Source organism: Herbidospora sakaeratensis (assembly GCF_001570525.1).
In the GTDB taxonomy this organism is placed as follows: domain Bacteria; phylum Actinomycetota; class Actinomycetes; order Streptosporangiales; family Streptosporangiaceae; genus Herbidospora; species Herbidospora sakaeratensis.
In genome coordinates this window covers 256581-274667 of the sequence record NZ_BBXC01000009.1, presented here as the reverse complement: position 1 = coordinate 274667, position 18087 = coordinate 256581, and the positions used below count along the sequence as shown (strand labels likewise).

Sequence of the window (18087 nt, the reverse complement as noted above, 5' to 3'; positions counted from 1 at the left end):
CAGTGTGCGGTCAGCCGGTTAACCCGTGGTTACCACCTTGAATCGGTCGGGCAACCGATCGATCTCGGCGGTCCCGGCGGCGTCGACCGATACGGACACCGGCATACCGGCGACCACGAACCCGTCAGCGGCGACCGCGCCGAGGGGCGCGCCGGTCATCGGGCGCAGCTCGACCGTCCCGCCCGGCACGTCGGGGTGGAGGCCGAGCGCCGCGTGGGTGATCACCACGGCGGCCGCCGCCGACCACGCCTGCGGACGGCAGGAGGCGGGGTAGGGCACCGGGCGGCCGACCGCGTCGCGGGCGTCGCCCGAGAGCAGTTCGGGCAGCCGGTTCTCGAACGGCTCGGCCGCCGCCAGCAGCCCCTCGGCGAGGACGGCGGCCTCGGCGCCGAAGCCGTCGCGGGCCAGGCCGGCGATCACGATGGCGGTGTCGTGGGGCCAGACCGAGCCGCAGTGGTACGACAGCGGGCTGAAGCCCTTGTCGGCCGACGACATCGTGCGCAGGCCGAACCCGGCCGACATCTCGGGTGAGGCGAGCAGGGAGGCTACCCGGGCCGACTCCTCGTGGTTGAGGAGGCCGGTCCCGAGCAGGTGGCCGATGTTGCTGGTCAGCGCATCGACCGGCCGCTTGTCGCGGTCGAGCGCGAGAGCGGGGTAACCGCCCTCGACCCAGAACCGCTCGCGGAATCGGCGGGCCATCGAGGCGGCGTAGGCGCGCCAGACGTCGGCGCCGGGGCGGCCGAAGGCGTCCAGGATCGCGGCGCCCTTGACGGCGGCCTCGTAGGCGTAGCCCTGGACCTCGGCCAGGGCGATGGGCGGGTCGGCCAGGCGTCCGTCGTGGAACCTGACCGAGTCGCCGGAGTCCTTCCAGCCCTGGTTGGCCAGGCCGCGCCCGCTGACGTCGATGTACTCCAGGAAGCCGTCGCCGTCGGGGTCGGCGTCGCCGGCGAGCCAGCCCAGGGCCGCCTCCATGGCCGGGAGCAGCGCCTCGACCTCGCCGTCGGGCAGGCCCCAGCGCCAGGCGTCGTGCAGCAGGCTGATCCACAGCGGGGTGGCGTCGATCGTGCCGTAGTAGGCGGCCGGGAGCCGCAGGCCGTTCACCGGCACCACGAACTCGCCCCTGCGGAGCTCGTGCATGATCTTGCCGGGGGCCTCGCCGGTCAGCGGGTCGTGCTTGACGCCCTGGCGGCGGGCCAGCACCCGAAGGGTGCCCCGGGCCAGGTCGGTGCCGAGCGGCAGCAGCATGCGCGCGGCCCACAGGCTGTCGCGGCCGAACACGGTCAGGAACCACGGCACGCCCGCGCCCAGGAAGGTGTCGGCGGGGTGGCCGGTCTCGGTGAGGCGCAGGCCGGCGAGGTCGTCGAGGCTCTGCGCGAGCAGTGCCGGAATCCGGCGGTCGGCCGCCACGACCCTGAGCGCAGACCACTCGACCGGGCCCGAGGGCGCCGCCACGACGGCGGCCGGGTCGGTCACCATCACCCGCCAGCACAACGTCGTGGTCTGGCCGGGTTGGAGCGTCACCCGCCAGCGCAGTTCGCGGCCGTGCACCTGCGCGCCCTCACCCGTCATCGCGACGGTCGTGCCGCCGGACGCCCAGGTCAGCTCGCCGGCGACCGGGGTCACCGGTTCGGCGTCGTGGCCCGACTTGACGGTCTCGATGGCCGCCAGGTCGCAGTCGACCCGCATCGCCACGGTCATCGTCACCGGCATGGTGGCCGTGGAGGCGATGGTGATCTCCTCGGTCATGCCGTAGGCGCGGATCTCGCGCAGCCGGTCGACGCGGACCACCGGGTCGGGCTGCACGTCGCCGAGCCAGCGCGCCAGCGAGGTGAACCGGCTGCGGCCGGGGCCGGCGGCGGCGTGCGCGATGGGCTCGGCCTCCCGGCCGTCGATCAGCAGGACCGCCTCCGAGACCACCCGCCGGTCGGCGTGGAAGGTCCCCTGCACCCCGGCCGCCCGTATCTGGCCGTCGGCCCCGCTCAGCGCGCTCGTGGGCGCCATGACGGTGCTGACCAGGTCGTGCAGGAGCGGCTGCAGCCGGACGTCGGCGGCAGAAGGGGAGTCGGCAGGCACGCGGTGGTCCTTCACGAAGTTGTGTCTTGACAGATCAAGAGCAGGGGTGCAGATTGCGAAACAATTCCTTAACTTGAACGATCAAATCATGCATTACTTCCGTTTGATCGTTCAACCCCCCGAAAGGTGCACAGATGGCCGACAAGGTGACGATCGCCGACGTGGCGCGTGCTGCGGGCGTATCTCGCCAGACGGTCTCCAACGCTCTGAACACCCCCGAGGTGGTCCGCGCGGAGACCCGCCGCCGGGTCCTCGACGTCGTCGAGGAGCTCGGCTACCGGGTCAACCAGGCGGCCCGGCAGATGCGGACCGGCCGGTCGCGGCTGATCGCCGCCCGCATCGACCCCGAGCAGGACGGCATCAACGGCTCGGTCGGCGACCGGTTCCTGCACGGCCTCACCGAGACGGCCGCCCGTGAGGGCTACCGGGTGCTGCTCTACACCGCCGACGGCGACGACGCCGAGACCGCCGCCTTCGACGACCTGCTCGGCGCGTACGAACCCGACGCGTTCGTGCTGATGGCCACCCACCACGACGACAAGCGCACGAGCTGGCTGGCCGAGCGCGGCGTGCCGTTCGTCACCTTCGGCCGGGCGTGGAGCGAGCCCGCCGCCCCCCACTGCTGGGTCGACGTCGACGGCGCCGCCGGCACCGAGGCGGCCACCCGCCACCTGCTCTCCCAGGGCCACCGCCGGATCGGCTTCCTCGGCTGGCCCACGGGCTCCGGCGTCGGCGACGACCGGCGCGAGGGCTGGCGGCGGGCGCTGGCCGAGGTCGGCCTCGGCGTCTCCGGGCTGCACCGCGAGACCGAGGACGACGTCGCCCCCGGCGAACACGCGGCCCGCGACCTGCTCGAACGCGACCCCGAGATCACCGCCCTGGTCTGCGCGAGCGACTCGCTCGCGCTCGGCGCCCTGCACGTGGCGCGTGCCCCCGGCCCCGCCTGGCTCGCGGGCGGCCATCCGCACCGCCCGGTCGCCGTCGTCGGGTTCGACGACACCCCGGTCGCCAAGGCGATCGGCCTCACGAGCGTCCGGCAGCCGCTGGCGGAGGTGGCGTCGAGCTGCCTGCGGCTGCTCACCCACCGGCTCGACGGAGGCGCGGGGGCGTCTCCGGAGTACCTCCTGCTTCCGCCCTCCCTGGTCGTCCGCGCGTCGGGCTGACCCCCTCCACCTGAGAACAGAAACAAAGGAAATCGCGATGAAGCGCAGCAACGTCCGGAAGGCGGCCCTGTCAACGGCCGTCGGCGCCGTCCTGTTGTCCTCCGCAGCCTGCGGCGGCAGTGGTTTCGAGGAGACCGACGACCCGGCCGCGCAGCCCAGCCAGGTCTCGGCGGGCCCCGCCCAGCTGCAGGTGCTCATCGGCTCCTCCGGCGACGCCGAGACCAAGGCGGTGACCGACGCCGCCGCCGCGTGGGGCGCGGCCACCGGCAACACCGCGACCGTCACCCCCGCCCAGGACCTCGGCCAGCAGCTCGGCCAGGCCTTCGCGGGCGACACCCCGCCCGACGTGTTCTACGTGGACGCCGGCCGCTTCGCCGACTACGCCAGCGTCGGCGCGCTGGAGCCGTACGGCGACAAGATCACCAACCCGACCGACTTCTACGAGAGCCTGCGCACCACCTTCACCTTCGACGGCAAGTTCTACTGCGCGCCCAAGGACTTCTCGACCCTGGCGCTCATCGTCAACACCGACCTGTGGAGCAAGGCCGGGCTGACCGACGCCGACATCCCCACCACGTGGGACCAGCTCACCGCCGTCGGCGAGAAGCTGAAGGCCAAGGACATCACGCCGCTGGCGCTGGGCGACACGCGCGACCGGGTGGGCGCGTTCATGGTGCAGGCGGGCGGCTGGATCACCAGCGCCGACGGGAAGACCGCCACGGCCGACTCCCCCGAGAACCTCGAAGCCCTGACGTACGTGCAGAAGCTGGTCAAGGACAAGACCGCCCAGTACCCCAAGCAGCTGAGCGCGGGCTGGGGCGGCGAGGCGTTCGGCAAGGGCGCCGCGGCCATGACGATCGAGGGCAACTGGATCAAGGGCGCGCTGACCAACGACTTCCCCGACGTGAAGTACAGCGTCCACGAGCTCCCGGCCGGGCCGGCCGGCAAGGGCACGTTGTCGTTCACCACCTGCTGGGGCGTCGCCGCCAAGTCCAAGAACAAGGAGGCGGCGATCAGCTTCGTCGAGGCGATGACCACGGCCGAGCAGCAGATGACCTACGCCAAGGCGTTCGGCGTCATGCCCTCGCGCCAGTCGGCCAAGGACGCCTACACCGCCGAGTTCCCCAACGACGCCCCGTTCGTGAACGGCGCCGAGTACGCCCAGGGCCCGGTGAACGCGCCGAAGATGGACAGCGTGCTGGCCGACTTCGACACCGGCATCCAGCAGCTCACCTCCCTCGCGCCCAAGACGCTGCTCGCGCGGGTGCAGAAGAACACCCAGGCCGCGCTCGGCGAGTAGGCACGACTCCGCGTCCGGCACTCATCGGGGAGGGCGCCGGGCGCGGTCATCCCGCGTAAGAGGAGGTACCGCCCATGCGGCTCTCGGCCAAGGCCAGGGAGAACATCGCGGGCTGGTTGTTCGTCGCCCCGGTGATCGTGATCCTGGGCCTGTTCATGCTGCTGCCGATCCTGATGGCGATGTGGGTCAGCCTGACCGACTGGAACGGCCAGGGCAGCCCGTTCAAGGCGGGCGTGCCGTTCGTCGGCGTCGACAACTACGCGAAGTTGTTCACCGACGAGGGGCTGACGCGGCAGGACTTCATGACCAGCGTGCGCAACAACATCTACTACGTCGGCATCGTCGTGCCCGTGCAGACGGTGCTCGCGCTGGGGCTGGCGCTGGTGGTCAACGCGCGGATGCTGAAGGGCAAGGGCTTCTTCCGGGCCGCGTTCTTCTTCCCGTCGGTGACCAGCTCGGTCGCGATCAGCGTGGTCTTCCTGTTCATCTTCGCCAGCTCCGGCGCGGTGAACAACCTGCTGGCGTTCTTCGGGATCCAGGGCCCGCAGTGGTTCGCCGACGCGCGCGGCCTGCTGCACCTGGCCCTCGGCGGCCTCGGCCTGGTCGACGTGGACAACCCGCCGGCCTGGCTGCTCGACGGCGGCCCGTTCGGGCTGAGCTGGTGGGACTGGCTGGCCGGTCCGTCGGTGGCGATGTCGACGATCATGCTCCTGGTCATCTGGACGACCTCCGGCACGTTCATGCTGATGTTCCTGGCCGCCCTCCAGGACATCCCGGTCACCCTCGAAGAGGCGTCGATGCTCGACGGCGCGGGCCGGTGGAAGCGGTTGCGGTACGTCACGCTGCCGATGCTGAAACCGACCCTGTTCCTCGTGCTGACCATGGGCATCATCTCGACCTGGCAGGTCTTCGACCAGGTCTACGTGATGAGCCAGGGCGCCCCCGGCAAGACGACGCTGACGCCGGCGTACCTGTCGTACACGCAGGCGTTCGACAACTTCGAGTACGGCACCGGGACGGCCATCTCGTTCGTGCTGTTCGCGATCATCGTGCTGTTCACGATCGTGCAGCGGTGGTTGCTGAGGGAAAGGAACGCCTGATGGCCACCGTCAGGGGCAACCACGGCGCGCGGACCGTGGCGTCGACGTTCGTCGGCTACTTCATCCTGATCTTCTTCGCGCTGGTCTTCATCTACCCGTTCGTCATCCAGCTGTCGGCGTCGTTCAAGACCGAGCCGAACGCGGCGCTCAACCCGCTGAACCCGGTGCCCGACCCGTTCGTCACCGACGCCTACCACAAGGTGTTCCTCAGCACCGACATGCCGCTGTGGCTGGGCAACTCGCTGGTCGTGACGGTCGCGATCACGCTCGGCCGGGTGCTGCTCGACTCGATGGCCGGCTACGCCCTGGCGCGGTTGCGCTTCCGGGGCCGCAAGGCGCTGTTCTCGGCCGTGATCGCCATCCTGGCGGTGCCGGGCGTCGTGTTGTTCATCCCGAAGTTCCTGGTGCTGAAGCAGTTCGGCATGTACGACACGTACACGGCCCTGATCCTGCCGATCATCGCCGACGCGGGCGGCGTGTTCATCATGAAGCAGTTCTTCGAGTCGATCCCCCGCAGCGTGGAGGAGGCGGCCCGGATCGACGGCGCGGGCACGTGGCGGACCTTCTGGTCGGTCGTGCTGCCGATGGGCCGCCCGGCCCTGATCACGTTGACGATCATCTCGTTCCAGAGCTCGTGGAACGAGCTCCCCCACAGCCTCGTGGCGGTGCAGAGCCCCGATCTCTACACGCTGCCGCGAGGCCTGGCGGTGCTGGTGAGCGGATCGCTCGGGTCGGGCAACCAGTATCCGCTCAAGCTGGGCGCGGCGGTGCTGGCGACGATCCCGGTCGCGATCATCTTCGTGGTGTTCCAGCGTTACTTCGTGCGCGGCGCCAACGAGGGGGCCGACAAGTAGTACCAGACGCCGAGCTGGACCAGGGCCAGCACGAGGGCGAAGGGCATCAGCGCCTGCATGCCCACGCCCTGGCCCAGCGCCCCGGCCGTCCACGGCAGCAGCGAGCCGCCGATGACCGAGCCGCCGTTGAGCACCCCGATGGCGGTCGGCACCAGGCGGGCCGGGAGCAGTTCGGGCAGGATCGCCATCGTGGTCGGGAACAGCGGGCCGAGGAAGAACCCGAGCAGCACGAACCCGGCGACCGGCACCACGCCGAGCCAGATCAGGACCGTGCAGGCGGCGACGCCGACGCAGCACCAGAGCGACGTCTGCGCCGGGGTCAGCCGGAGCCGGCCGGCGATCGGGCTGATCACGAAGCGGCCCGCGGTGAGCCCCGCCCAGTAGCCGCTGACCGCGTACCCGGCGATCAGGTGGCTCTCCAGGTTGACCTCGCGCAGGTAGGAGTAGGCCCAGTTGCCCACCCCGATCTCCACCCCGAGGTAGACGGTGAGGAAGACCGACGCGAGGAGCACGGTCCGGTTGCGCAGGGCCGTCGGCAGCAGGCCGGCCGTCTTCTCCTCCTTCTCCTGGACGACCCTCGCCGGGAACGTCGCGTAGAAGGCGACGCCCATGAGGGCGGTCGCGACCGCCAGGCCCCACCAGATCGCGGTCCAAGGGGCGTGGGTGAGGGTCACGGCCGCGATGGCCGGGCCGGCCAGCGCGCCGACGCCGAAGAAGGCGTGCAGCCGGTTGAGCAGGGTGGCCGCGTTCGGGAGCGCCGCCAGGTGCACGTTCAGCACCGATTCGAGCACTCCGACGCCGTACCCGCAGAACAACTGGGCGGCGATCAGCACCCAGAACGAGGGCCGCGCCGCCGTGACGACGGCGGCGAGCACGAACACGGCGCTGCCCGCGACGAGGGCCAGCCGTAGCCCGAGCCGCTCGATGAGCGCGCCGTTGGTGAGCCCGGCCAGCAGGAAGCCGGCCGAGTTGGTGAAGAAGCCGAGCCCGATCAGGGCTTTGTCGACCTCGTAGTCGGCGATCTGGGCGGGTAACAACACCCCGCCGACCGCGGCGCCGATCCCGACGAGCACGAACGCCGCGTAGGAGAGATAGATCGAGGAACGCATCCCAGGAACCCCATCTGAGAGGAGTGGCGTTGGGAGCGCTCATGAACATTAACCCAAAAGGCGGCGTTGTTCCTCTTCGATGATCTGATGCGCGAGCGCCTGCTCCGAGACGTCGACGGCGGCCGGGCTCGACTCGGCCAGATCGCTGCGGCGGGCGTACTCGTCGAACCGCTGGGTCTTGGCCGCGAGGATCTCCAGCAGCCGCTGGTCGACCGAGTCGACGGCCAGCAGCCGGTGCACCTGGACCTTCCGGGTCTGCCCCATGCGGTGGGCGCGCGCGATGGCCTGGGTCTCGGTCGACGGCTTTAGCTGCGGCTCACAGATGATCACCACGGAGGCGGCCTGGAGGTTCAGCCCGACCCCGCCGGCCACGATCTGGCTGAGCAGCACGGCGTGCCCCCGGGTGGCCGAGAAGGCGTCGACGAGCTCCTGACGCTGATCGGGATCGAGGTCGCCGGTCAGCTTGTGCGGCGTGCCCAGGGCCTCCCCGACGGCGGTCAGGACGTCGCGGAAGAAGGAGAACACGATCACCTTCAGCCCGTTGGCCTCGGCGTCCTCGACGAGCTCGGTCAGCCGCTTCAGCTTGGCCGAGGTCGCCGGATGGGCGAACGCGGCCCGGCGCATCCGCGGGAAGTGCCGGTCGGCGACCGCCTGCCGGTAGGCGTCGAGGTCGTCGCCGGAGAACTCGACCCACTCGTCGGCCTCGACCCGGTCGGGCAGCTCGTGCAGCACGTCCTCCTGGTTGCGGCGCAGGTAGGTCGCGGCGACCGACCTGCGGAACGCCTGCGGCCCGCCCTGGCTGATCTCCAGCCCCGGATCGACGTGCGCGACCAGCGCGCGGAACTCCTCGACCCGGTTCTCCATCGGCGTGCCGGTCAGGAACAGCACCCGCTCGACGGTACGGCACCACGCCCCGACCGCCTTGGCCCGCTTGGTGGCCGGGTTCTTGACGTAGTGGGCCTCGTCGACGACCAGCATCGCGACCTCCGGCGTCGGCGTCAGCCGGTGGAGCCCGTCGAGCGTGACGACGGCGACCCCGCCCTCCTGCCGCCACTCGTCGAGCGCGGCCTCACGGCGCGGCCCGTGCACCTTCTGCGCCTTCAGCGTGCTGCGCGCCTCGATCTCGCGCACCCAGTTGACGACGACGCTGGCCGGGCAGACGACCAGGAAGTGGGTCGCCCCCTCGGCGGCGAGATGGGCCAGCGCCGCGATGGCCTCGATCGACTTGCCGAGCCCCATCTCGTCGCCGATGATCACCCGCTTCTGCGCGAGCGCGAACCGCGCCCCGAACGACTGGTAGCCGCGCAGCGAGACCCGCCGGAAGGCGTCGTCGAGCGGCTGCGCGTTCACCCGGGCCAGGACGTCGTCGGGCAGCACGCCCTCGGTGACCCGTTCCCCCGCGAGGTCGGCGAGCAGGGAGTAGTAGTCGGCCGACCGGTACTCGAAGTCGGCCCACGCCTCGGGACCCGTCGACGGCGGCCGCAACAGATCGGTGATGACCTGCGGAAACTCTCGGCCCGCCTGGGTCGCGCCGTCGAGCAGCGCGTCGATGGTCCCGACCGCCTCGCGGGCCTCGGCCCGCCGCCGCCTGCCGGAGGTGACCAGCCGCCAGCGGGACCGGGCGGGATGCGCGGCCTTCAGCAGCGGCCGGAATGTGGCGTCGATGTCACGGGCGGCCCTGACGTGGAACGGCACCTCGGTCCCGGCGTCGAGCAGCCGCTTCACCGCGACGACGAGCGCCTCGGACATCCAGTCGCCCCGCTCGATCCGCACGCTCGCCAGCTGACGGGCGGCCTCCTCGATCTGGTCGGCGGCCGCCCTGATCTGCCGCGCCGTCTGCGGCCCCACGCCCGGGAGCTCCTGGAGACGGTAGGCCGACAGGTCGTGGACTTGGAGGACGGTGGTGATGCCGGACCGTTCGAGCATGCCGGTGCGCAACCGCCCGCCGGTGACGTCCTTGAGCCGGGCGACGGGCATGCGCGCGAGGTCGTCGCGGACGGTGTGCCTGCGCAGCGTGTCGAGGGCGGCCAGGGCCTGCTTCTGGACGGCGGCGTGGTCGGCGAGGAGGGTGCGGGCATTGCGCACCAGGCCCTCGGCCACCCGGCAGAGGTCGTCGGCCTCGCGTACACCCATGATCCCTCCTCTGCCCGGAAAGCTACCGAACAGACCGGCCCGGTTGGGTACGGTGCCGGCCATGACGGAACTCGCGCCCGGCGTCTACGAGAAACTCGTCACGGAAGGATGGCAGCGGCACCTGGCCGCCCACGGCGATTTGGCACAATCCCGCCATCTCGATCCGGCCGATCCGGAGCACATGCGGGAGGCCTTCGTGCGGGACGCGCGGGCCGACGTGTTCTTCGTGACCATCGACAAATCCGTCGTGCATTATTCGCCGACCGCGCCATCACGGACCCGCTGTTCCAGTGGGAATCGCAGTCGGGACTCCGGCGGCCGACCGTTATCGTTCCGGTGAGACGACCGTGCATTTGTTCATCCGGGAGACGAAACAGGGCGCGCCGCCCATCTCTACGCCGGGCCGATGACCTACCCGTCCGACGAGGGCGAACGTCCGGTCAGGTCCGATGGGAATTGCGGCATCCGCTGCCGCCGGATGAAGTGGCCCATTACGGCTGCCGCCCGCGCTGGCGAATGAACCACTAAGCCGCGATTACCGCGTCCGCAATCCTGGATTCGGGCCCCGGAAAGTTAGCGTTATGCGCTCTTTCTCTCCCCGATCCAAGGATTGCGCATGTATCCCCAACCCGTCCGTCCCGCCCGTGGGCTCGCCGTCGTCGCGACGATCGCGATCGCCTTCAACCTGCTCGTCGAGGCCGCCGCCGTCTTCGTCAGCCTCGACCTCTACCAGAAGATCGGGGAGTTCGTCGCGAGTCCGCTCGGCGTCGACGTCGCCGAGGTCATGGACAGCGCGAGCCTTTACGACTTCACCGGGCTCCTCCAGGCCGGCACGTTGCTGCTGGCCGGCCTCTTCTACTGGATCTGGCTGTTCCGGGTCAGGGCCAACGCCGAGATCCTGGCGCCGCACGTCAGGCAGCGGCTCGGGAAGCCCTGGCTGATTTTTGCGTGGATCGTCCCGATCGTGTCGTTCTGGTTCCCCAAGCAGATCGTGGACGACGTCTGGACCGCCTCCGACCCGCAGCACCGCAAGCCCGGCGGGCTGGCGATGACCTGGTGGGTCACCTGGGTGCTCGCGGTGTTCGGCTCCAACCTGGTCGCCCGGTTCCTGATCGGGGCCGCCGAGCTGCCCGACCTGCGGAACGCGGCGCTCGTCGAGATGCTGTTCTTCCCGCTGACGCTGCTGTCGGGCATCCTCGCCATCGTGGTGCTCAACCGGATCACCTCGCTGCAGACCCTTCCCCGGCCCGTGCCGCAGCAGTACTCGTACTAGGTCAGTGGCCGGGGTAGCGGTCGCGCGGGGCGCCGCCCCGGGTCATCTCGTTCACGAAGTCGTCGGCGAGCCGCTCGATCGTGTCGCGGCCCTCGACCCGGTCGATCCACGCGGGCGGGATGCGCACGCCCTCCGCACCGAGCAGGTTGCCGCAGATCGCGGCGGTCGAGTCGCTGTCGCCCGAATGGTTGGCGGCCAGGACGAGCGCCTCGGTGAACGACCGGCCGGCGATGGCGCAGTAGACGCCGATGGCCAGCGCCTCCTCGGCCACCCACGCCTCGCCGAGCGACTCGACCTTGTCGGCCGACGGCGGCCCGGCGTGGGCGAGGTCGACGGCGGCCCGCAGCGCGTCGGCCGTGGCGGGGTCGTCGACGAGCGGGAGCGTGGCCGCGACGGCGTTCTCCAGCGTGGTGTCGTCGACCAGGTGGCAGACGATCGCCGCCAGCGCGCCCGCCGAGGCGGTGGCCGTGGGGTGGCCGTGGGTGAACTGCGAACATTCGGCCGCCCACTCGTACGCCTGGCCGGCCGGCCAGGGGCCGAGTCCGAAGGGGGCCGAGCGCATGACCGTCCCGCAGCCCTTGGAGTCGGCGGCGACGTGGCCGCGCAGGCCCGACAGGCAGGCGTTGCCGGGGGCGCGGCGGGCGTAGAGCCAGGTCTGCTCGCGTAACCAGCCGGTGCGGTGCAGGGCGTCGCCCGAAGGGGGTCCCGGATGGTCCTGGGTGTCGAGCCAGCGCAGGTAGGCGTGGCGGACCGTCGAGGGGACGTCGCCGTGGCCGCGTTCCCTGGTGCGGACCGAACCTCGGATGAGGCCCTCGACGGTGAACAGGGTCATCTGGGTGTCGTCGGTGACCAGTCCGTCGGTCAGGTCGGCGATGCCGCCGGGGCCGTAGGTGGCGCGGATCCGGGCCAGCGAGTCGAACTCGACGGGGGCGCCGAGCGCGTCGCCGATGGCGCCGCCGATGAGACAACCCCGGACGCGTTCGGGCTTCATGTGCTCTCCATCAGTCGTCAGTCGTGCAGAAGGTACTCCCGCAGCACCGGCGCGAGCACCTCTCCGGCCACCCCGTGCCACTCTCCTGGCAGCGTGCGCCGGGTCGCCTTCGGCAGGTGGCCGGCCGCCAGCCGGGCCATGTCGGCCAGCGGGCCCGCGCTGCCGGTGCTGTCGATCACCAGCGCCGGCACGTCGGCCGCGCCGAGCAGTTCGGGTGAGGCCGTCTCCAGGAGCAGGCACTCGTAGACCAGCGTGTGGCCCACCGACCACGCCTCCGCGGGCAACCCGGCGATGAGGTCGTCGGGCACGCCGATGGCCCGGTTGAAGAACTCGACCGCCGCCCGGCGGCCCCGCGTGGTCAGCACGTCGCGGACCGCCGCCGTGAAGGCCGGGTCGGGGTCGAACGACAGCGGCGGCTCGAACAGGGCCATCTTCCTGACCGGAAGGCCCGCGGCGGCGGCGTGCACGGCCAGCAGGCAGCCCGACGACATGCCGTAGAGGCAGGCCGAGCCGCCGACCGCGTCGATCAGCGCGGCCAGGTCGCCGACCTCCTTCTCGACCGTGTACGTCGCGGCGTCGCCGCTCGCGCCGCGCCCGCGCCGGTCGTACACGTAGACGGAGAAGTGCTCCGCCAGGAGGTCGACGGGGGCCGCGAGCGGGCGGAAGCCGCTGTAGTTGCCCGCCGCGTCGATGACGACGAGGGCGGGACCCGTGCCGGTGCGGGTGACGGAGATCTCGACTCCGTCGGGTGCGGTCACCATGGGGGGATGCTTCCTGGCCGGGCTCAGCCGAGCGTAGGCCACGCGGACCGGTCAGCCGATGGCGAAGGCCGTGACGGCCGTCCCCAGGTGGTTGAGGCCGCCGGCGACGCAGGGGATGACCCACGGGTCAGGCAGCCCCCGGCTCCGGCCGAGGGCGGCGAGGCGGTCGCCGGTGAACGGGCCGGAGGTGACCGTGCCGGGCAGCAGCGCCCACTGCTTGACGTCGCCGTGGAGCCTGGCCCCGGTGACCGTGCTGACCGAGCCGTCGTTCCAGGTGATGCTCAGTTCCAGGTCGGCCGGGGCGAACGGGCCGGGGCAGGCGCCGTCGAACGCGCCGTGGGCGCGCAGCACGCCGGAGCTGATCGCCGGATGGCCGGGGGCGACGCAGTGGCCGAGGGGGCCGGCCAGGCTCAGCCACTGGGCCCGGGGCGTGAGGGTGAGGCCGGGGCTGATGGTGACGGCGATCTCCCCGCCCGTACAGGTGACGGCGCCCGGCGCGGCGGCGGCCGACGCGGGGACCGGAGTGACGGCGGCGGCGGCGAGTGCTCCGGCGGCGATCAGGAGACGCATCGAGGACATGCCCTCATGATCTTCAGGCCGGGTCCGCCCGGACGGGGAGGCGAGGTCGTCGTTTCGTGCCGGAATTGGTCAAGGTGCCGCATGAACGGTGAGGACGACGTTGGCCCTCGCGTGCTCGACCTCCATGTAGCGGATGGCCTCGGCGGCGTCGGCGAGGGCGTAGGTGCGGTCGACGGCCGGGACCAGGGAACCGCCGTCGGCCAGTTCGCGCAGGGCGGTCAGGGCGGCGCGGCTCTGCACGGCGTCCAGGATCAGGATCTTGTCCTTGACGAACCGGGCGGCCAGCCGGGCCCGGATCATGAGCCCCATCGGCCCGAAGAGGCTGCCGCCGGTGAACACCCCGCCGCCCGAGATGACCAGCGTGCCGCCCGGCACGAGGGCCTTGCGCAGGTCGCGCAGCGACCGGTTGCCGACCAGGTCGAAGACCAGGTCGTGGCGGTCGCCGGTCAGGGCGAAGTCCTCCTTGCGGTAGTCGACGACGCGGTCGGCGCCCAGGCCGGCGACCAGGTCGGTGTTCCTGGCGCTGCACACCGCGGTCACCCGCGCGCCCCGCGCCTTGGCGATCTGGACGGCGAACGTGCCGACCCCGCCCGACGCGCCGTTGATCAGCACCGTCTGCCCCTTCTCCAGGGTGCGCAGCCCCTGGAACGCGGTGTTGGCGGCCAGCGGCATCGCGGCGGCCTGCGCGAAGGTGAGGCTCGAGGGCTTGCGGTCGACGCGGTCCGCCGGGACGGCGACGTACTCGGCGAACGCGCCGCCGAACTCGCCGTAGACCTCCTCGCCCGGCTCGAAGCCCTCCCCCGACACGACGACCCCCGCGAAGTCGGTGCCCAGGATCGGCGCCTTGGGCCTGCGTAACCCGAAGCTCAGCCGCGCCAGGTAGGGGTCGCCGCGCAGCACGTGCCAGTCGCGGGCGTTAAGGGACGCGGCCATCACCTTGACCAGCACCTCTCCCGGCCCGGGGGTGGGCGCCGGGACGTCTCTGCACTCCAGGATGTCGGGCGGGCCGTAACGGTCCTGCACAATCGCCTTCACGGGGGTTCCCCTCTCTGTGGGTGTACGGCGTACACCTAGACCATAGGTGTACGCTGTACACCCGTCAAGGAGGCGACGAAACATTGGCTCGACTCAGCCGCGAACGGGTTCTGGAGGCCGCCGTGGCCCTGGCCGACGAGGCCGGGCTCGACGGGCTGAGCATGCGCCGGCTCGCGACCGAACTCGGCGTGGTGCCGATGGCCCTCTACAAGCACGTCGCCAACAAGGACGAGCTGCTCGACGGCATCATCGACGCGGTCGTCTCGGAGATCGAACTCGGCCCGGCCGAGGGCGACTGGAAACCGGCGATCAGGAGCCGCATCCTGGCCGCCCGTCAGGCGCTGCTGCGGCACCCGTGGGCGTCGGGGGCCATCGAGGGGCGGCGCAACCCGACGCCGGCGGTGCTGGCGTACATGGACTCGATCATCGGCCTGTTCCGGGCGGGCGGGTTCGGCGTCGACGAGGTCCACCACGCGATCCACGCCCTGGGCAGCCGGATCCTCGGCTTCAGCCAGGAGTTGTTCGACGACACCCCTGCCGACCCCGACGCCCAGGAGAAGGCGGCGCACGCCATGGCGGCCACGTTCCCGTGGCTGGCCGAGATGGCGCTGCGGGTGGCTCACGACGAGAAGACCGTCGTCGGGTCGGGCTGCGACGACCAGTTCGAGTTCGAGTACGCCCTCGACCTCCTCCTCGACGGGTTCGAACGCCTCCGCCAGGCCGGATGAAGTACGGTTTGTGCCGTGACGTTGCTGGCCGGCCGTTACCGGCTGCTCTCCCGCATCGGCCAGGGCGGCATGGGCGCCGTCTGGCACGCCGTCGACGAACTCCTGCGCCAGGAGGTCGCGGTCAAAGAGGTGCTGCTCCCCCGCGAACTCGCCGAACCCCAGCTCGCCGAGATGCGCGAGCGCACCCTCCGCGAGGCACGGGCCGCGGCGCGGCTGCGCTCCCACCCATCGATCGTGACCGTCCACGACGTGGTGCTCGAAGACGGGCGGCCGTGGATCATCATGGAACTGGTCCGGGGGCGCACGCTGCAGGCGCTCGTCCGGCACGAGGGGCCGCTGCCGCCGCAGCGGGCCGCCGCCATCGGCGCGACCGTGCTCGACGCCCTCTCCGCCGCCCACACGATGGGCATCCTGCACCGTGACGTGAAGCCCGGGAACGTCATGGTCACCGACCAGGGGCAGGTGCTGCTGACCGACTTCGGCATCGCCAGCGTCGCGGGCGACGTCAACCTGACCCAGACCGGCCTGGTGTCGGGTTCGCCGGGTTACATCGCGCCCGAACGGCTGCGCGGCGAGCCCGACGGGCCGCCGTCCGACCTGTGGTCGCTCGCGGCGACGCTCTACACGGCGGTCGAGGGGAACGCGCCGTTCCATCGCGACAACCCGGCCGCGGTGATGGCGGCCGTGCTGATGCACGAACCGGCGCCGATGCGGCGGGCCGGGCCGCTCGGCCCGGTGCTCGCGGCGATGCTCGACAAGGATCCCGCCCGCCGCATCCCGGCCGCGCACGCCGCCGCCCAGTTGCGGGCCGTGGCCGGCGGCACCGGCCCGACCGTGGTGTCGGCGCGCAAGCCGAAGAAGAGCCGCACGCCCGCGTTCGCGGCCGCCGGGCTGGCGGTGCTCGTGGTGGGCGTCGGCGGGGGCGTGCTCTACCTGAACTCGCCCGGCGAGACCCCCGTGGGCACGCCCTCCGGACCGACGACGACCACCGCGACCAAGGTCACCGCGGCGCCGCCGAGCAAGGCGGTGCTGACCAGCAACCCCGAGGCGTGTTCCCTGGTCAGCCAGGCGCAGATCCGCAAGCTGCTCGGCACGGCGGCCAAGCAGGAGTTCATGACGAACGACGCCTGCCAGTGGATGGCCGCGGGCGGGGAGTACCTCCAGATCCAGAAGGTCCAGCTCGACTCCGAGACCACCGCGCGGCTCACCTTCGACACCAGCCGCGCCACCGAGGAGGACGAGCCCAAACGCGACCCGACGACCAAGCTGCGGCTCGGCGCGCGCATCGGCGACGCGACCATCGGGTGGACGCGCGACGCGGGGGCGTACAACCAGACCAGGCTGGTGGTCCGCACGGCCAACGTGCAGATGTGGCTCTACTACTCGGGCCCGAAGACCGGATACACGACCATCGACGCGTTCGCGAAGTTGATCATGGCGTCGCTGCACAAGGCGGGTTAGAGGGGGATGTTGCCGTGCCGCCCCCGGGTCTCCGGAAGGCCGGCGAACGCCTCGATGAGGCGGCGGCGGGTGCGGGCCGGATCGACGACCTCGTCGATGACGCCCAGGCCGAGCGCCCGGTCGACGCCGCCCGCGATGCGCGTGTGCTCCTCGATCAGGGCCGCGCGCAACGGTTCACGCTCCTCGTCGGAGGCGGCCGCGAGGGCCTTGCGGTGCAGCACGTTGACGGCGGGCTCGGCCGCCATCACCGCCACCTCGGCGCCGGGCCAGGCGAACACCGCGTCGGCGCCGAGGGAGCGGGAGTTCATCGCGATGTAGGCGCCGCCGTAGGACTTGCGGGTGACCAGGGTGATGCGTGGGACGACCGACTCGCCGAAGGCGTGCAGCAGCTTGGCGCCCCGGCGGACCACCCCGTCCCACTCCTGGCCGACGCCCGGTAAGTAGCCGGGCACGTCGACGACGACCAGCAGCGGCACCCCGAAGGCATCGCAGGTGCGGACGAACCGGGCGGCCTTCTCGGCGCTGAGGGAGTCGAGGCAGCCGCCCTTGCGGATGGGGTTGTTGGCGACCACGCCGACCGTCCGGCCGCCGAGGCGGCCGAAGCCGACCACCATGTTGGCCGCCCATTTGGGCTGGAGCTCCTCCAGCGCGTCGCCGCCGCCGTCGAGCAGGCGGCGCAGCAGCGGGCGCACGTCGTAGGCGCGGCGCACCTGGACGGGGAGCAGCGCGGCCAGGTCCGGGTCGTCGTCGCCCGCCTCGCCGACGTCGAAGGCGCCCGGCCGGGCCAGCAGCCCGGTGATGCGGCGGGCCCGCAGGTAGGCGGCCGGTTCCGACTCGGTGACGACGTGCACGACGCCCGACTTCCTGGCGTGGACGTCGGGCCCGCCCAGCCCGGCCATGTCGATGCGCTCGCCGGTGACGGTGTGCACGACGTCGGGGCCGGTGACGAACACGCGGGCGTCCGCCGACATGATGACGACGTCGGTGAGGGCGGGCCCGTAGGCCGCCGCGCCCGCCGCCGGGCCGAGCACGACGGAGATCTGCGGCACCCGGCCGGAGGCCCGGATCATGGCCTGGAACATGCGGCCGACGCCGTCCATCGACTCGACGCCGTCGGCCAGCCGCGCGCCGCCCGAGTGCCACAGGCCGATGACGGGCCGGCGGCGCACCACGGCCTCGTCGATGGCCGCCGCGATCTTGACCGCGCCCGCCATGCCGAGCGCGCCGCCCATGACGGTGGCGTCGGTGCAGTAGGCGATCACGGGCGAGCCGCCGACGCGGCCGTGCGCGACGGTGACCCCGCTGCGGCCGGGGTCGCCGTCGCGGACCGCGCTTCCCTCGTCGAAGAGGGCGTCCAGCCGGACGAGGGGAGAACGATGGTCGACACGTTCGGGGGTGATGGTCATGAAGGCTCCCGAAACTACCTACATTTCCTACTAAGAAACCATGCAATATCTCGGCACGTCAACGAGGGGAGATACCCGCTTGTTCCGGTAGGAATTGTGTAGATATGCTCTCGATGCACCA

The 18087-nt window shown here is 71.6% G+C and carries 16 protein-coding genes; 8 read left to right on the top strand and 8 right to left on the bottom strand.

Annotation, left to right across the window (positions count from 1 at the left end; translation table 11 throughout):
- Window positions 1-18 precede the first annotated feature (18 nt).
- Window positions 19-2073 (bottom strand): amylo-alpha-1,6-glucosidase, encoded by a 2055-nt coding sequence (locus AW271_RS11235; RefSeq protein WP_245653027.1) that lies wholly within the window; start codon window positions 2071-2073, stop codon window positions 19-21.
- A gap of 134 nt (window positions 2074-2207) precedes the next feature.
- On the opposite strand from AW271_RS11235, the gene AW271_RS11230 reads away from it, so the two are divergent.
- The 4 genes from AW271_RS11230 (at window position 2208) to AW271_RS11215 (ending at window position 6490) form a co-directional block, all read left to right on the top strand.
- Window positions 2208-3236, top strand: a complete 1029-nt coding sequence (locus AW271_RS11230) for a LacI family DNA-binding transcriptional regulator (protein WP_062335636.1) — start codon at window positions 2208-2210, stop codon at window positions 3234-3236.
- Between the two features lie 37 nt (window positions 3237-3273).
- Entirely contained in the window at window positions 3274-4536 is a 1263-nt protein-coding gene (locus AW271_RS11225; protein ID WP_062335634.1) for a sugar ABC transporter substrate-binding protein, read from the top strand.
- A 74-nt stretch (window positions 4537-4610) separates the two neighbouring features.
- Window positions 4611-5636 (top strand): carbohydrate ABC transporter permease, encoded by a 1026-nt coding sequence (locus AW271_RS11220; RefSeq protein ID WP_062335632.1) that lies wholly within the window; start codon window positions 4611-4613, stop codon window positions 5634-5636.
- On the top strand, window positions 5636-6490 hold the full coding sequence (locus AW271_RS11215) for a carbohydrate ABC transporter permease (RefSeq protein ID WP_062335630.1): 855 nt from the start codon (window positions 5636-5638) through the stop codon (window positions 6488-6490). The genes AW271_RS11220 and AW271_RS11215 overlap by 1 nt, the downstream gene beginning before the upstream one ends.
- Here the strand turns inward: AW271_RS11215 and AW271_RS11210 are convergent.
- The gene (locus tag AW271_RS11210; protein ID WP_062335628.1) at window positions 6451-7599 is read right to left on the bottom strand and encodes an MFS transporter; all 1149 of its coding nucleotides are present in this window, start codon (window positions 7597-7599) and stop codon (window positions 6451-6453) included. The genes AW271_RS11215 and AW271_RS11210 overlap by 40 nt on opposite strands.
- A gap of 48 nt (window positions 7600-7647) precedes the next feature.
- Window positions 7648-9732 carry a DEAD/DEAH box helicase gene (locus AW271_RS11205; protein ID WP_062335625.1) on the bottom strand — a complete coding sequence of 695 codons (2085 nt, stop codon included), beginning with the start codon at window positions 9730-9732 and terminating at the stop codon, window positions 7648-7650.
- Window positions 9733-9793: 61 nt separating this feature from the next.
- On the opposite strand from AW271_RS11205, the gene AW271_RS39605 reads away from it, so the two are divergent.
- Window positions 9794-10072: a hypothetical protein gene (locus tag AW271_RS39605; RefSeq protein WP_157554026.1), complete on the top strand. Its 279-nt coding sequence runs from the start codon at window positions 9794-9796 to the stop codon at window positions 10070-10072.
- 276 nt (window positions 10073-10348) lie between these two features.
- A complete protein-coding gene (locus AW271_RS11200; protein WP_062335623.1) occupies window positions 10349-11005 on the top strand; it encodes a DUF4328 domain-containing protein in 657 nt (218 codons plus the stop codon).
- 1 nt (window position 11006) lies between these two features.
- On the opposite strand, the gene AW271_RS11195 is transcribed toward AW271_RS11200, so the two are convergent.
- The 4 genes from AW271_RS11195 to AW271_RS11180 form a co-directional block, all read right to left on the bottom strand.
- Window positions 11007-11996, bottom strand: coding sequence for an ADP-ribosylglycohydrolase family protein (locus AW271_RS11195; RefSeq protein WP_062335621.1), 990 nt, complete (start codon window positions 11994-11996; stop codon window positions 11007-11009).
- A gap of 17 nt (window positions 11997-12013) precedes the next feature.
- On the bottom strand, window positions 12014-12757 hold the full coding sequence (locus AW271_RS11190) for an alpha/beta fold hydrolase (protein WP_062335619.1): 744 nt from the start codon (window positions 12755-12757) through the stop codon (window positions 12014-12016).
- Window positions 12758-12808: 51 nt separating this feature from the next.
- Window positions 12809-13336 (bottom strand): hypothetical protein, encoded by a 528-nt coding sequence (locus AW271_RS11185; RefSeq protein ID WP_062335617.1) that lies wholly within the window; start codon window positions 13334-13336, stop codon window positions 12809-12811.
- Between the two features lie 69 nt (window positions 13337-13405).
- Window positions 13406-14371: an NAD(P)-dependent alcohol dehydrogenase gene (locus AW271_RS11180; protein WP_062335615.1), complete on the bottom strand. Its 966-nt coding sequence runs from the start codon at window positions 14369-14371 to the stop codon at window positions 13406-13408.
- A gap of 83 nt (window positions 14372-14454) precedes the next feature.
- On the opposite strand from AW271_RS11180, the gene AW271_RS11175 reads away from it, so the two are divergent.
- Both AW271_RS11175 and AW271_RS41455 read left to right on the top strand, forming a co-directional pair.
- Window positions 14455-15099, top strand: a complete 645-nt coding sequence (locus tag AW271_RS11175) for a TetR/AcrR family transcriptional regulator C-terminal domain-containing protein (RefSeq protein ID WP_218008029.1) — start codon at window positions 14455-14457, stop codon at window positions 15097-15099.
- 15 nt (window positions 15100-15114) lie between these two features.
- Window positions 15115-16560 (top strand): serine/threonine-protein kinase, encoded by a 1446-nt coding sequence (locus AW271_RS41455; RefSeq protein ID WP_062335613.1) that lies wholly within the window; start codon window positions 15115-15117, stop codon window positions 16558-16560.
- On the opposite strand, the gene AW271_RS11165 is transcribed toward AW271_RS41455, so the two are convergent.
- Window positions 16557-17966, bottom strand: a complete 1410-nt coding sequence (locus AW271_RS11165; protein ID WP_062335611.1) for an acyl-CoA carboxylase subunit beta — start codon at window positions 17964-17966, stop codon at window positions 16557-16559. The two genes, AW271_RS41455 and AW271_RS11165, sit on opposite strands and share 4 nt — an antisense overlap.
- Window positions 17967-18087: the final 121 nt, after the last annotated feature.